Genomic DNA, 14,731 nt, shown 5'->3' on the forward strand with positions numbered 1-14,731 from the left:
ATTTGAATTAAGCCAGATGTTCAGCTCTGTAATTTTCAATGTCCTCAACGGATTTGATCAATCCGTTACCTAAAAGTCTGTAACTGTCATCCGTAATCAGGAAATCATCTTCCACACGGATTCCACCGAAATTCCGGTATTCATTTACTTTATCATAATTAATAAAGTCTGCGTTTTTATTTTCAGCCTGCCAAATGTCAATCAATTCCGGAATCATATAAATACCAGGCTCAACTGTCACTACAAAACCGGACTCCAAAGCTTTTCCTAAACGTAAAGATTTCAGTCCGAATGTTTTGGTATCTTTTGGTTCTTCTTCAGTATAGCCAATATATTGTTCCCCAAGGTCTTCCATATCATGTACGTCAAGTCCCATCATGTGTCCCAGTCCGCACTGAAAAAACAACGTATGAGCATGATTCTTTACAGCATCTTCGGGATTTCCCTTCATCAGTCCAAGATCGACAAGTCCTTCTACCAGATGTTGTGCTGCTTTCAGGTGGATATCTTTAAACCGTACTCCCGGTTTTAAAAGCTTCTGGGCCTGATTAAAAGCATTCAGAACCACTTCGTACATTTCCTTCTGCTTTGTTGTAAATGTTTTGCCTACAGGAAAGGTTCTGGTAAGATCGCCCGCATATCCCATTGAAGTTTCTGCTCCGGAATCGTTCAGGAAAAGGTCTCCCTCTTTCATGATATTGAGACGGTAATGATTATGCAGAATTCCTCCGTTGATCGTCACAATAGGAGGATAAGACATCTGGCATTCTTGGTTGGCGGCAAGATATTGGATCGCATTGGCAATTTCATATTCTTTCATTCCGGGTTTCGCAAGACGCATGGCCAGCAAATGCATTTCATTGGATACATTTACAGCCTGTTCGATCTGTACAATTTCCTGAGCTTCTTTAACAGAACGTTGTTTGACAATCGCTTTGATCATTTCGACAGAAGGCTGCAATTCTTTAATTTTAATTCCAAGAAGATCTCCCAGCAAAATTTTATTGAAAGACTGATAGGGAGGAAGGTAGTGCACTTTTCTACCGGAAGCCTGTGCTTTTACCATATATTGGGCAAGTTCTGCGTAAGGTAACGTTTCCTGAACACCGGATTTCAGGCTTTTTTCCTTAAGGGTTTCCTGCCTTCCCATCCATACAATTTCATCTATACTTAGCTCATCTCCGAAAATGATGGTTTTATTTTCATCAATATCGATAATAGCTGCAATGCGGGGTTCCTGAATCCCGAAATAATATAAATAGGTACTGTCCTGGCGGAAATAATAAGGATTGTGCTCAAAGTTTACAGGATTCTCTATATTTCCCAGAAATAATAAGATTCCATTGGATACATTTTTCTGTAATATTGCTCTTCTGTCTTGATAAGTTTGTGCTGAAAACATATTATGAATAGTTTTTATTTTAAAACTTTAAAGTTACGATTTTGTAGTATTTATAGTACTTTATTCATTAAAAATAAGAATATGTAAAATTTGGATTTTAATATGATATTTAATGTTCATATTTTGCTTACCTTCAGCAATATTTTAACCTTGCTAATCTAATAACCCGGTAAAGCATTCATAGTATGATGAAGAGTCTCCAGTTTTCTGTTCCTGCCGATACCAACAAAAGTATACGTATTCAGGAAGATATAATGCCTAATTTCTATCCTTATTTTCACCGCCACACCGAAACCCAGATCATGTGGATTCTTAAAGGACATGGAACACTGGCCATAGAACAGAATCTCTTTAATTTTGAGGCGGGTGATATTTTCTATCTGGGTGCTAATCAGTCCCATGTTTTCAGAGGTAATTTTGAAAAAAATGAAAAACAGAAGGTTCATTCCATCTCTATTTTTTTTGATCCCCATAAAAAAATCTCCGCATTTTTCGACTTACCGGAATTTGAAGAACTTAAAAATTTCATCAGTCATTCAGAAGTAGGATTCCAGGTGGCTACCAGGCTTACAAAAAGTATCGGAGAAAATATTGCGGCTTTGCAAAAAACAAAAGGAGTAGATCAGATCATAGATTTTATAAGAATTTTAAACCATCTTATGCAAAACAGGCATCTGCATATTCCCTTATCTCCGGAAAAGAAACTGCCTGATCATATTTCCGATACAGACAAAAGAATTATTGATGCCCAGACTTTTATCAAGAAAAATTTTACCCAACATAAACTAACCCTTGATCTGATTGCCAAAGAAGCCTGTATGACTCCTCAGGCTTTTTGCCGTTCTTTTAAAAAACGTACCCGCATTACTTATATTGAATATCTCAATGAGCTTCGTGTACAGCGGGCCTGCAGACTTTTAACAGCCAGCAATATGTACAGTATTTCTTCTGTTGCCTTCAACAGTGGGTTCAATAGCCTTACCAATTTTAACCGGGTCTTCAAATCCATCATGAAGTATTCTCCTAAAGAATACCTGAAACATTACAAAGAGGCTACCATACAGCAATAAAAAAACAACATGTTAAAATACGGTTAGAATACATTAAAATATTAACATTTACCGTTTTAAAATTCACCTAGTTTTGAATAAATATTATTTGATATGAGTACAAAACTAAACTGGGAAGGTATTTATCCAGCTGTATTAACGCCTTTTACAAAAGAGGGTGAGATAGATTTTGAAATGTTTGCTGTCAATACAGAAGCCCAGATTAAAGCAGGAGTTCACGGAATTATCCTTGCAGGAACATTAGGGGAAGCCAGTGCGTTGGAAACTGAAGAAAAATTTGAACTTCTTCAATATGCTAAAAAAATTACAAAGGGCAGAATTCCCGTTATTCTCAATCTTTCTGAAAATACTACCAAAAATGCGGTTCATTTTGCCCAAAAAGCAAAAGAATTGGGAGCTGATGGATTAATGTTACTTCCTCCAATGCGTTACAAAGCCGACAGCCGCGAGGTTGTAGAATATTTCAAAGCAGTGGCAACGGCTACAGATCTTCCGATCCTTATCTATAATAACCCTGTAGATTACGGAATTTATGTCACCCTTGACATGTTTGAGGAGCTTATTGAGTATCCAACCATTCAGGCTGTCAAAGAATCAACAAGAGATCTTGCGAATGTAACCAGAATGATCAACCGTTTTGGGAAAAGAATCAAAATTCTTGGAGGCGTAGATACGATTTGTCTGGAAACCCTGATGCTTGGAGCTGACGGCCTTGTGGCAGGCCTTGTAGATGCCTTTCCTAATGAAACCATGGCCATGTACAACTATATTAAAGCAGGCGAATACGACAAAGCGGTTGCCATCTACAGATGGTTTATGCCATTGCTGGAACTTGACATTCATCCTAAACTTATCCAGTATATCAAGCTTGCTGCAACAGCAGAAGGGATAAGCAATCCTTATGTGAGAGCTCCACGTCTTGAACTTCATGGAGAGGAAGCTGAAAGAATTCAAAAAATTATTGAAGAAGGCAGAGCGAATCGTCCCGTATTATTAATTCCAGAAATACAGCTATGATGGAAGAAACATCAACTCAAAATATAGACAAAAGAATTCAGATGGCGGTTGAAGCCTTCCGGTTTCTGAAAAACACCACCATCAATGAACGGGCCGAATTTATGAATGCTGTAGCAGATCAGATTGAAGCCTTGGGAGAAGAACTTTTAACAGTAACTCATGCCGAAACGTCATTGCCTTTAGCCAGACTTACCGGAGAAAAGGCAAGAACAGCAGGACAATGGAGAAGCTATGCAAAAGCTGTTGCTGACGGGATCTATACGGAGGCCAGAATTGATCTTGCCCAGCCTGAAAAACAAAAAGGAGATCTCCGTAAATACAATGTAGGTATCGGACCTGTTGTCATTTTCGGAGCCAGCAATTTTCCTTTTGCTTTTTCTACTGCGGGAGGAGATACTGCGAGTGCGATCGGGGCAGGCTGTCCTGTCGTTATAAAAGCACATCCGGCACATCCACAGACTTCACAGATAATGGCTGATGCGATAAGCGCTGTTATTAAAGCTTTCGGATGGCCTGAAGGAATTTTCAGCCATATTACCGGAACATCTTATGAGATCGGAGCTTATCTGACCCAGCATCCGGATATCCGGGCTATTGCGTTCACAGGTTCATTTAATGGCGGAAAAGCATTGTTTGATATTGCCAGCCGCCGTGAAAATCCTATTCCTGTATTTGCAGAAATGGGAAGTATCAATCCGGTATTTGCCTTTCAAAACCTGCTTGAAACCAAAGCTGAAGCATTGGCAAAGGAATATATCGGTTCTTTAACGCTGGGTGTAGGACAATTTTGTACCAATCCGGGAGTGTTTATAGCATTAAAAGGAGAGTCGTTTAACCGTTTCATCAATACATTAAAAGAAGAAATTCAAAAAGTGGCTCCCGCTAAAATGCTTCACAAAGGAATATTCGACAATTTCGAAAAAAATAAAAACATTGCAATGGAACAGCTTGATGTTGAAATCATTGCATCAGCAGAAACAGAAAATTCTTCGGGCAACGCAACCGTGATAAAAACCAGTGCCGGAAATTTCGTGAATAATCCGGTATTAAGTGAAGAAGTCTTTGGCCCATTTGGTATTGTTGTGGAGTGTGAAACAGACGAAGAATTCATGAAGATTGCCCAACAGCTAAAAGGACAGTTAACCATTACCATCGCAGCGACCCATAAAGATGTGCGTGATAACAGTACATTGATTACTATTTTGAAAGATAAATGCGGAAGATTATTATTCAATGGAATGCCTACAGGAGTAGAAGTGGTGTATGGCATGCAGCATGGAGGTCCGTTTCCTTCTACTACCGATCCTCGTTTTACCTCCGTAGGACCGGATGCTGTCAAACGATTTGTCCGTCCGATCTGCTTTCAAAACTGGCCGGATGAATTCTTACCGGATGAGTTAAAGAATGAAAATCCATTGCAGATCAGCAGAATGGTGGATGGAACAGTGAATTCAGGATCATTAAAATTACAGACCACATGAACAGAACATTTTTTTGTATAGATTCACACACCTGTGGATGTCCTGTACGTCTTGTTGCAGGAGGTGCACCTGTTTTAAAAGGAAATTCCATGATGGAACGCCGGCTGCACTTTATGGAAGAATACGACTGGATCAGAAAGGGGTTAATGTTTGAGCCCCGTGGCCATGACATGATGAGCGGAAGTATTCTGTATCCTCCTGTAGATGAAAATAACGATATCGGAGTTTTATATATTGAAACCAGCGGATGTCTTCCCATGTGCGGGCACGGAACCATCGGAACGGTTACCATTGCCATTGAAGAAGGTCTTGTTGTTCCCAAAATTCCGGGAAAATTACGTCTTGAAACACCTGCAGGACTTATCCTCATCGATTATGTACAGGAAGGGAAAAAAGTAAAATCTGTAAAACTGACGAATGTAAAGTCTTTCCTCTACGCTGAAAACCTGGAAGTTGAATGTCCGGATCTGGGATTAATAAGAGCCGATGTTGCTTATGGCGGAAACTTCTATGCAATTATAGATCCCCAGGAAAACTTCAGAGATATTTCTGATTTTACGGCCAGCCAGCTTATTCATTATGGAAAGATTATCAGAAAATTACTTAATGAAAAGTACCAGTTCATCCATCCTGAAATTGAACACATTAAAGGATTAAGCCACATTCAGTGGACAGGAAAACCCACAGATCCTGAAGCCAGCGGAAGAAATGCAGTATTGGTGGGTGAAAACGCTTTAGACCGTTCGCCATGTGGTACGGGAACTTCGGCAAGAATGGCGCAATGGTATGCTAAAGGAAAACTGAAGGAAGGTGAAGAATTCATTCATGAAAGCTATATCGGTTCCCGATTTATCGGGAGAATTGAAAAGACTGCTACTTTAGATGGGAGACCTGCCATTATTCCGTCAGTAGAAGGCTGGGCAAGAATTACCGGATATAATCATATTATTATTGATGATGAAGATCCTTATTGGCAGGGTTTTCAGGTGATGTAAACCAGCATATGACACAGAATAAAGGAAAAGCACTGATTATCGGTGCAGGAATAGCAGGATTAAGCTCAGCGTATTATCTTTTGCAGAAAGGATGGCAGGTGGAAATTCTGGAACAGAATGACCTTACCAACAACTGTTCTTATGGTAATGCAGGCATGATTGTACCCAGTCATTTTACCCCATTGGCAGCTCCGGGAGTTGTTGCACAGGGAATACGCTGGATGTTCGATAGTAAAAGCCCGTTTTATGTAAAACCTTCACTCAATTCCAGACTTATATCCTGGGGATTGAAGTTTTTGAAACATTCCAACCAGAAACATGTTGACTATTCTGCAGCAGCCAGCAGGGATCTTAACCTGGCAAGCAGCAGGCTTTATAATGAGATCGCGCAAAAAGATGAATTTGATTTTGAGCTGAATCAGAATGGTATTTTAATGCTCTATAAAACCGAGAAGGTTGCGGAAGAAGAAACAGAACTTGCCCACAAGGCAATCAGTATGGGTTTACCCGTTGATATTATGGGTAAAAAAGAAATTCAGGAACTTGAACCCAATGTTCGACTGGATGTTATCGGAGGAGTCAATTATAAATGTGATGGCCACATGAATCCCATGAAGCTGATGAAACAAATGATTTCTTATCTTAAAAATAATGATGTCGTTTTTCATACCCATCATCAGGTAGCTGGCTTTGAAACTTCCGGCAGCAATATTAAAAAGGTCATAGCGAATGGTAAAGAATTTACTGCAGACCAATTTATCATGACGGGAGGTTCTTTCTTGCCTGAACTTGCTCAGAAAGCAGGAATCAAAATTCAGATGATGCCTGGAAAAGGATATTCATTTATGCACAAACCGGAAAATCCTCTTAACACCTTAAAACATGCTGCCTTATTACTTGAGGCCAGAGTTGCAGTAACTCCTATGAACGGACACATCCGTTTTGGCGGAACGATGGAACTGGCTTCCCACAATGATACAATTAACATGAAACGGGTAGAAGGGATCACCAGGTCTATTCCCAACTATTTACCTGACTTTCAGATTGAGAAACCCAAAGAATCTGAAATCTGGTTCGGCTACAGACCTTGTGCTCCTGATGGGCTGCCTTATCTGGGACAGTCTTCCAAACTCAAAAACCTGATTATTGCAGGCGGCGGTGGTATGATGGGTTTAAGTTTAGGACCCATTTTTGGAAAAACAGTTTCAGAACTTGCCCATGACCAAAAGCCAACGGTTGAAATAAAGATATTCAACCCTGAAAGATTTAGTTAAAAAACACCACATAACACACACAAATCAAACCAAAAACAATTTGATTATTCAAATAATTTATTAACAACCAAATCCAAAATTTATGAAAAAATTTAAATTACTAGTACTTGTTTCCCTATTTCCAGTAATAGGTTTTGCGCAAGAAAACAGACCTCGTGAGTGTAAAGCAGATGAAATGATGAAAAAACATTTTGAACTGCATCCCGAATCTAAGGCAGAATATGAAAACTTTGAGAAATATACCAAAGATTTCGTAAAAAAAATGGGATCGAACAAAAACTCATTGAATAATAGGGTCAGCAATCCAACCTACATCATCCCTGTGGTTTTTCATGTGTATGGAGAGTCTCAAAGTAATGTAAAAGTAAATTACCAAAAAGTAGTTGACTTACTGCAACAAATCAACTTAAATTTCAATGGAATCAACACGGATTCAAATACTGTAGATCCTTATTTCCAATCTATCAGAGGAGCATTAAGCATTGAATTCCGGTTAGCTAAAATTGATCCAACCGGAAAAGCAACAAGCGGAGTGGTATTTCACCCCTTCAAAGGCGGATATGGCAACGGAGGTGGATATGATGCACAAATTGGTGCAGATGCCTGGGATAATACAAAGTATATGAATGTGTATATCCAAAATGATCTGTATGCTAATAAAGATTTATATCAATCAGGAGTTGCCTGGTATCCGGATTCATACATGAGTTCAGTAAATACAGCCAGAGTGGTGTATAATGGACGTTATATATTTAATGCTTCAGGAACAGTGGCTTCAAACGAGTTTTCTGATACATTTACTCACGAATTCGGGCATTGGTTAAATCTTCAACACACGTTCAATGTTCTGTGTTCAACTTCGAACCCTGGTAATGATGGTGACGGAGTTGCTGACACCCCTGTAGAAAATGCTTCTTCCGGATTGGGATGTAACTCTGGAAACAATTGTCTTGGACAAAAAGTAAACGTTGAAAACTATATGGGATACAATGGTTCTTCCGGCTGTTATAAAATGTTTACTAATGGACAGGTGAACAGAATGCTGGCAGCATTAAACCATCCTTCGCGAATAAATTTATGGCAGCCTGCCAACTTAGCCGCAACCGGAGTTGCCAATACTCCACCAAGATTAGCCCTTAGCAACAGTACATTTACAGAGAACTTAAACAATAATGGAGTCGTGTCATTAGACGGAACAGTAGCATCTGCCCCTATATCAACGATTACGCTGAACACAGCAACATTTGCCGTACCCAATGGAACAACTCTTACTGCAGGAACCCATTTCACGTCTTCATTACCAGCAGGATTAACTGCAAGTATAGTAGTTACAAGCCCTACGACTGCTACACTTACTATAAATGGTGCAGCAACCAGTCATTCTAAAAGTCAGGTCTTAAATTCATCAATTACGTTCCTGAATCCGGCTATAACAGGAGGCGTAACTTCACTAGGATCAACGACAGCTTTGGCCTTAACTTTTTCTTATAAAGATCCTTACAAAATAGTTACCGGAACTCCTCTGGAAAGTTATGCCAACCCAACACCAACAACAGTAACCACCAACTCAGGGGCAACCTGGAAATATTTTATCATTAACCCGGAGCTTAGTGATGATGCAGGGTATGGCGCCTGGTACTATGGAGCCAATCAATTAAAATTGGAAACTTATTGGAAAGGATTAGTGTGCCAAACAGGAACAAGAAATATTAGTTTAATTCCAGCCTGTACCACCATAACGAATGCAAATAATATAGGGTATCCAACTTGGACTCCCGGACAACTTGACGTGTACACCCCTACATACACTACATGGTCTGGTAAAACCGCTTATGTTGGTTTTAGAAACCAATTCGATGGCTACGATATTAACGGCTATTTCAAAGTGAGCGTTGGGGCCAATGGTTCAAATTATTCTGTCACTGAGTTTGCATATAATACACAACCAAATGGCAGTATTACAACACCTTGTGCATTATCATTCTCCACTGCAGACGTTGATACAACCAACTCAGAAACTTCCATCTATCCAAATCCGGTTTCTGATGTATTGAATATTAAAACAAAAGGGGAAATTAAATCAATTTCTGTTTATGATATGTTTGGAAGAAAAATGAATGCAAAAGTTATTGGTGATAAGGTTGAGGTTAAACACTTCCTGAGCGGAACTTATTTAATTGATATTGAAACCTCTTTAGGGAAATCTTCACAAAAATTCATTAAAAAATAGTTTCGTATTCATATACAGTTGATTGGGCTTCATTGTAAGCCCAATTTTTTTATCCTGTTTATGAGCAGTTCTTCGTTTATTTATGTAATTTTATTCTTTGATAACAATATTCAATGCATTATAAAAACGACAGGATCATCATCCGTGAATTTACCCCTGAAGAATTTTCATTATTTTCCACTCTTTTTGAAAATGAAAATGTAACCCGATATCTGCCCTACAAAACCCCGGAAGAATATAAAGAAATGTTTGACAAAGCATTGGCAGATTATGAAGAGGGACCATTCAGCAGATGGGGAATTTTCCATCCCCAGAACAGTGATTTTGTAGGAATGTGCCTTGCCAGAACCTTTCTTGACAATCCTGATCAGATGGAAATAGGCTATACTTTAGATGAAAAATACTGGGGTAAAGGTCTCGGAACAGAAGTCTGTAAAGCACTTGTTGACCACTGTTTATCAATAAATCATCAGAAAGATATCGTAGCAGTAACGGATCTTGATAATATCGGGTCCCAAAAAGTACTTTTGAAAAGCGGCTTTAAAAGATTTGAAAATCTTGCACGAGAAGATAGGGAACTGGCGTATTTTGTTTTACAGAAAGAGTAAACTTGTGGCTCATATTACAGACGGAGGGCTTAGAATTCCCCTCTTGTGGAGAGGTGGCGAAAATTCAAAGAATTTTTGACGGGGTGGTTAGCTTTTCCCACAGATTTCACGGATTTACACAGATGTTTGTGTATTTTAAAAATCTTCGATTTTTAAACTTAAGTGAACTTTTCAGCAGTTCATTTGTAACTTAAAATCAACTTAAGTGTTTTTATCTTTTGTGGCTTTTGACTTCGTCGAATCTTCGATTTGTGGTTAAAATACAAAGTTTTCAGCTATAAAAACATTTCATTTATCAGATAATTTATCATAACTTGCAAGAATTATGATGTCGAAACGTTGCAAATATGCGCTTAAAGCAATGGTCAGATTAGCAAGGAATTATAACCAGGGCTTTCTGCCAACTTCCGTTATTGCACAGGACGAAAACATTCCCAAAAAATTTCTGGAACAAATCCTTCTCGAACTAAAAAGAGCCAAACTGGTCAACAGCAAGCAGGGTAAAGTAGGAGGGTATTACCTTTTAAAATCACCCGATGAGGTCTCATTAGCAGACATTTACAGAATCTTTGACGGCCCGATCGCTCTTACACCATGCGTTTCTTTAAATTTTTACGAAGCATGTGATGATTGTGTAGACGAAGCAGTATGCTATCTGAGGAAAGAACTTATGATCGTTCGTGAAAAGACCAGAAAAAGCATGATGGAAGCTACCTTAACCAAGTTCATCAATAAAGAATAAAATTTTTTTTATTTAAATTCTACTATTTTGATAGGAGTTATAGAATTTTATATATATTTGCAAGACTTAAATCTCAATTCAAAATGGAAAACAGTCTGAAAAATGAATTCGAAAATCTTGTGAAAGAGGCTGATGAAGCTTCTTTTCAAACTAATGCACTGCAAATACTGACTGAAAGATTCCCGGGTAAAGTGATCTTTTCAACCAGTTTCAGTTACGAGGATCAGGTCATCACTCATCTGATTAAAGATTTAAATATTGAAATATTCACCCTGGATACGGGAAGACTTTTTGAACAGACTTATGAAACCTGGACTTCCACCAAGGCTTTCTTTAAAAAGAACATCAAAGCCTATTATCCGGATACGGAAGAGCTCAGAGAATTTGTAACAGAAAACGGCCCCGATTCCTTCTATCAATCTGTAGAAAAAAGGAAAGCATGCTGTACCATCCGAAAGGTTCATCCTTTAAGAAAAGCACTGGAAGGCTATGAAGTATGGATCACAGGTCTGAGATCCGAACATTCTCCCAACAGACAGAATATGCCTCAGCTGGAGTGGGATCCTGATAACAGAATCATAAAATTTCATCCCATCCTTCACTGGACGACAGAACAGGTGACAACGTATGTAAAAGATCATCATTTACCTTACAATCATCTTCATAAAAAAGGATTTGTGAGCATAGGATGTGAGCCCTGTACCAGAGCGATCAAAGAAGGAGAAGATTTCAGAGCAGGCCGTTGGTGGTGGGAAGATGCCAACAAAAAAGAATGCGGTCTGCATATTCATCAATAAAAAAAGAAAAAAATGTCAATACATCATTTAAATTATTTAGATCAGTTAGAAGCCGAATCTATTTATATATTAAGAGAAGTCGCAGGCCAGTTTGAACGTCCGGCGTTGTTATTCAGTGGAGGAAAAGACAGTATTGTACTGGCTCATCTTGCAAGAAAAGCATTCTTCCACGGAAAAATTCCGTTTACATTTGTTCACGTAGATACAGGCCACAACTTTCCGGAAGTATTGGATTTCCGTGATCAGTTGGTAGAACAGCTAGATGTGAATCTGGTAGTAAGGAAAGTGGAAGACACCATAAAAAGTAAAAAACTGACTGAAGCTAAAGGTAAATTCCCAAGCAGAAACTGGCTGCAAACCTATACGCTTCTTGATACGATTGAAGAATTTGAATTTGATGCCTGCATCGGAGGAGCCAGAAGAGATGAAGAAAAAGCCAGGGCCAAAGAAAGAATCTTCTCCGTTCGTGATGAATTCGGGCAGTGGGATCCTAAACTTCAGCGTCCTGAGCTGTGGAATATCTTCAACGGAAGAATCCACAAAGGAGAAAATGTAAGAGTTTTCCCAATCAGCAACTGGACAGAGCTTGACATCTGGAATTATATCCGAAGAGAAAAAATTGCACTTCCTTCCATCTATTTTTCGCATGAAAGAGAAGTAATCGATTTCAACGGACAGTGGCTGGCCAATTCTTCCCATGTGGTTTTAGAACCGGAAGACGTCATTACTACTAAGAAAATCCGTTACCGTACCGTAGGAGATATGACCTGTACTGCAGCTGTGGAATCTAATGCTGTTACGATAGATGCCGTTATCGAAGAAATCGTAGCCACAAGAATCTCAGAGCGTGGCGAAACCAGAATTGATGACAGGGTAACAGAAGCCGCTATGGAGGACAGAAAAAAAGGAGGCTACTTTTAGATAAGCAATCAGCAATGAGTAAGAAGTAATAGGATAACACCTCTACTTCTTAAAACAGCAAAATATTACTCATTGCCCATTACTCATTACTTACAATTAAAATTCGGATGGATATATTAAGATTTATAACAGCAGGAAGTGTGGATGACGGTAAAAGTACCCTTATCGGCAGACTGCTGTACGATAGCAAAAGCATTTTACAGGACCAGTTGGAAGTCCTTGAAAAACATTCTAAAAACAAAAATGAAGACGGGGTAGACCTTGCGCTTTTAACAGATGGTCTCCGTGCAGAAAGAGAACAGGGAATCACCATTGATGTTGCCTACCGTTATTTTTCAACGGCTAAAAGGAAATTTATCATCGCCGATGCTCCCGGGCATGTACAATATACCCGCAACATGATCACCGGCGCATCCAACTCAGATCTGATGGTTATTCTGATTGATGCAAGAAAAGGAGTGATTGAACAGACCAGAAGGCATTCCATCATCGCCTCTTTATTACAATTAAAGAAAGTTGCTGTAGCCATCAATAAAATGGATATGGTGGATTATTCCGAAGAAGTTTTTGAAAATATAAAATCAGAATATTCGAAAATTGCTGAAAATCTTGGACTTAATGATGTAAGTTATTTCCCGATCTCTGCATTAAAAGGAGATAATATTGTTTCAAAATCTTTCAGAACAGACTGGTATGAAGGAACTTCTTTACTGGAATACCTTGAGGAAGTAACGATCAATGAAGAAAAAAATAACGGAAGCCGTTTTCAGGTTCAGTATGTGATTCGTCCTCAAACCGAAGAACTGCATGATTACAGAGGATATGCCGGACAAATATTAAGCGGAAAGTTCACCAAAGGAGATAAAATTCATATTCTTCCGGCAGACCTGACCACTGAAATCACTAAAATTGAGATCAATGGCATTGAAAAAGAAGAAGCCTTTGAAGGCCAGCCAGCCGTTATTCATCTTGCTCATGATGTAGATATCAGCAGAGGAGATATTTTTGCTACAGAAGAACATGTTCCCACCGTTGAAAAAGATCTTGAAATCCTTTTATGCTGGCTTGATCAGAAACCGCTGCAGCAAGGAAACAAATACCTTTTGCAGCAGAACAGCAGACTGATAAAAGCAGTGGTAAAAGAGGTAGATTACAAGATTAATGTCAATACCCTTATCAGGGAACAGGCCGATGGAGAGATCAAACTGAATGAAATTGTGAAAGTTACCCTGCGAACGGCACAGCCTTTGGTCTATGACAGCTTTACCAATAATAAAACAACGGGCTCTGCCATTCTGGTGGATGAAACGTCCAATTCAACGGTAGCAGCCTGTATAATTCAATAGAAAAAATGGCAATTTCCGATCAATTAACAGAGAGAATTCATCAGACTAAGCAAAACAGTATTCATGGATTCTTTGATAAAATAAAGACTAAAAAGTGGGTTAAGGATTTGTACGAAACACTTTTCCTTCCTCAGCATGACAATACTGAAGATGAGCTGAAAAGAAATTTTGAGGCTCTGCAGGAAACACTTTCAGAACTTATCAATACGGTAACAGGAGATAAAACCCTTACTGAAAAACAGGTTAATCGGTTTTTTGAAGCTTTACCAGAAATTTATGATCAGCTGGTGCAGGATGCAAAATCCATTCTGGAATTTGATCCTGCTGCTGACTCACTGGAAGAAGTATACCTGGCATATCCCGGCTTTTTTGCCACGTATGTCTATCGTATCTCGCATCAGCTCTGGAGTCAGGAAGTGAAAATTTTACCAAGGGTCATCTCAGAATATGCCCACAGCAAAACCGGAATTGATATTCATCCGGGAGCGACCATTGGAAAGTCTTTTTTTATTGATCACGGAACGGGAATTGTGATCGGAGAAACAACGGTTATCGGAAATAATGTCAAAATCTATCAGGGAGTAACCCTCGGTGCCTTGAATGTCTCCAAAGAAAAAGCCCATCAGAAAAGACATCCCAATATTGAAGATGATGTGATTATCTATTCGGGAGCTACTATTCTGGGAGGCGAAACTACCATAGGCAGAGAAAGTATTATCGGAGGAAATGTCTGGGTTACACAGGATGTTCCTGCCAACTCTCTGGTCTACCACAAAAGTGAAATAAAAATAAAGGATAATTCTTCATTACCGGAATCATTAACCTTTGTGATCTAAAAAAACAAAAAT

The 14,731-nt window shown here is 39.0% G+C and carries 13 protein-coding genes; 12 read left to right on the forward strand and 1 reads right to left on the reverse strand.

Annotated elements, in window-relative coordinates; translation table 11 throughout:
* Positions 1-7: 7 nt before the first annotated feature.
* Positions 8-1,402, reverse strand: coding sequence for an aminopeptidase P family protein (locus tag LIV57_RS07595; RefSeq protein WP_227942140.1), 1,395 nt, complete (start codon positions 1,400-1,402; stop codon positions 8-10).
* Positions 1,403-1,587: 185 nt separating this feature from the next.
* Here LIV57_RS07595 and LIV57_RS07600 point away from each other — a divergent pair, with 185 nt between their 5' ends.
* From LIV57_RS07600 to epsC, 12 genes are all read left to right on the forward strand, one after another.
* Complete coding sequence (locus LIV57_RS07600) at positions 1,588-2,472, forward strand: AraC family transcriptional regulator (RefSeq protein WP_227942141.1); 885 nt, start codon at positions 1,588-1,590, stop codon at positions 2,470-2,472.
* A 93-nt stretch (positions 2,473-2,565) separates the two neighbouring features.
* Positions 2,566-3,489, forward strand: coding sequence for a dihydrodipicolinate synthase family protein (locus tag LIV57_RS07605; protein ID WP_227942142.1), 924 nt, complete (start codon positions 2,566-2,568; stop codon positions 3,487-3,489).
* Positions 3,486-4,970 (forward strand): aldehyde dehydrogenase (NADP(+)), encoded by a 1,485-nt coding sequence (locus LIV57_RS07610; protein ID WP_227942143.1) that lies wholly within the window; start codon positions 3,486-3,488, stop codon positions 4,968-4,970. The genes LIV57_RS07605 and LIV57_RS07610 overlap by 4 nt, the downstream gene beginning before the upstream one ends.
* Positions 4,967-5,965: a 4-hydroxyproline epimerase gene (locus LIV57_RS07615; RefSeq protein WP_227942144.1), complete on the forward strand. Its 999-nt coding sequence runs from the start codon at positions 4,967-4,969 to the stop codon at positions 5,963-5,965. Before LIV57_RS07610 ends, LIV57_RS07615 begins: the two co-directional genes overlap by 4 nt.
* An 8-nt stretch (positions 5,966-5,973) precedes the next feature.
* The gene (locus tag LIV57_RS07620; protein WP_227942145.1) at positions 5,974-7,239 is read left to right on the forward strand and encodes an NAD(P)/FAD-dependent oxidoreductase; all 1,266 of its coding nucleotides are present in this window, start codon (positions 5,974-5,976) and stop codon (positions 7,237-7,239) included.
* Positions 7,240-7,321: 82 nt separating this feature from the next.
* Positions 7,322-9,469 carry a zinc-dependent metalloprotease gene (locus LIV57_RS07625; protein ID WP_227942146.1) on the forward strand — a complete coding sequence of 716 codons (2,148 nt, stop codon included), beginning with the start codon at positions 7,322-7,324 and terminating at the stop codon, positions 9,467-9,469.
* A gap of 113 nt (positions 9,470-9,582) precedes the next feature.
* Positions 9,583-10,077, forward strand: coding sequence for a GNAT family N-acetyltransferase (locus LIV57_RS07630; protein ID WP_227942147.1), 495 nt, complete (start codon positions 9,583-9,585; stop codon positions 10,075-10,077).
* A gap of 325 nt (positions 10,078-10,402) precedes the next feature.
* Positions 10,403-10,819, forward strand: a complete 417-nt coding sequence (locus LIV57_RS07635) for an RrF2 family transcriptional regulator (protein WP_062669451.1) — start codon at positions 10,403-10,405, stop codon at positions 10,817-10,819.
* Positions 10,820-10,902: 83 nt separating this feature from the next.
* Positions 10,903-11,616: a phosphoadenylyl-sulfate reductase gene (locus LIV57_RS07640; protein ID WP_216444566.1), complete on the forward strand. Its 714-nt coding sequence runs from the start codon at positions 10,903-10,905 to the stop codon at positions 11,614-11,616.
* A 12-nt stretch (positions 11,617-11,628) separates the two neighbouring features.
* Positions 11,629-12,537 (forward strand): sulfate adenylyltransferase subunit CysD, encoded by a 909-nt coding sequence (gene cysD / locus LIV57_RS07645; RefSeq protein ID WP_227942148.1) that lies wholly within the window; start codon positions 11,629-11,631, stop codon positions 12,535-12,537.
* Between the two features lie 107 nt (positions 12,538-12,644).
* Positions 12,645-13,883: a sulfate adenylyltransferase subunit 1 gene (locus LIV57_RS07650; protein ID WP_227942149.1), complete on the forward strand. Its 1,239-nt coding sequence runs from the start codon at positions 12,645-12,647 to the stop codon at positions 13,881-13,883.
* 5 nt (positions 13,884-13,888) lie between these two features.
* A complete protein-coding gene (epsC, locus tag LIV57_RS07655) occupies positions 13,889-14,719 on the forward strand; it encodes a serine O-acetyltransferase EpsC (protein ID WP_227942150.1) in 831 nt (276 codons plus the stop codon).
* Positions 14,720-14,731 lie beyond the last annotated feature (12 nt).

It is taken from the genome of Chryseobacterium sp. X308 (assembly GCF_020733145.1).
Classification (GTDB): domain Bacteria; phylum Bacteroidota; class Bacteroidia; order Flavobacteriales; family Weeksellaceae; genus Chryseobacterium; species Chryseobacterium cupriresistens.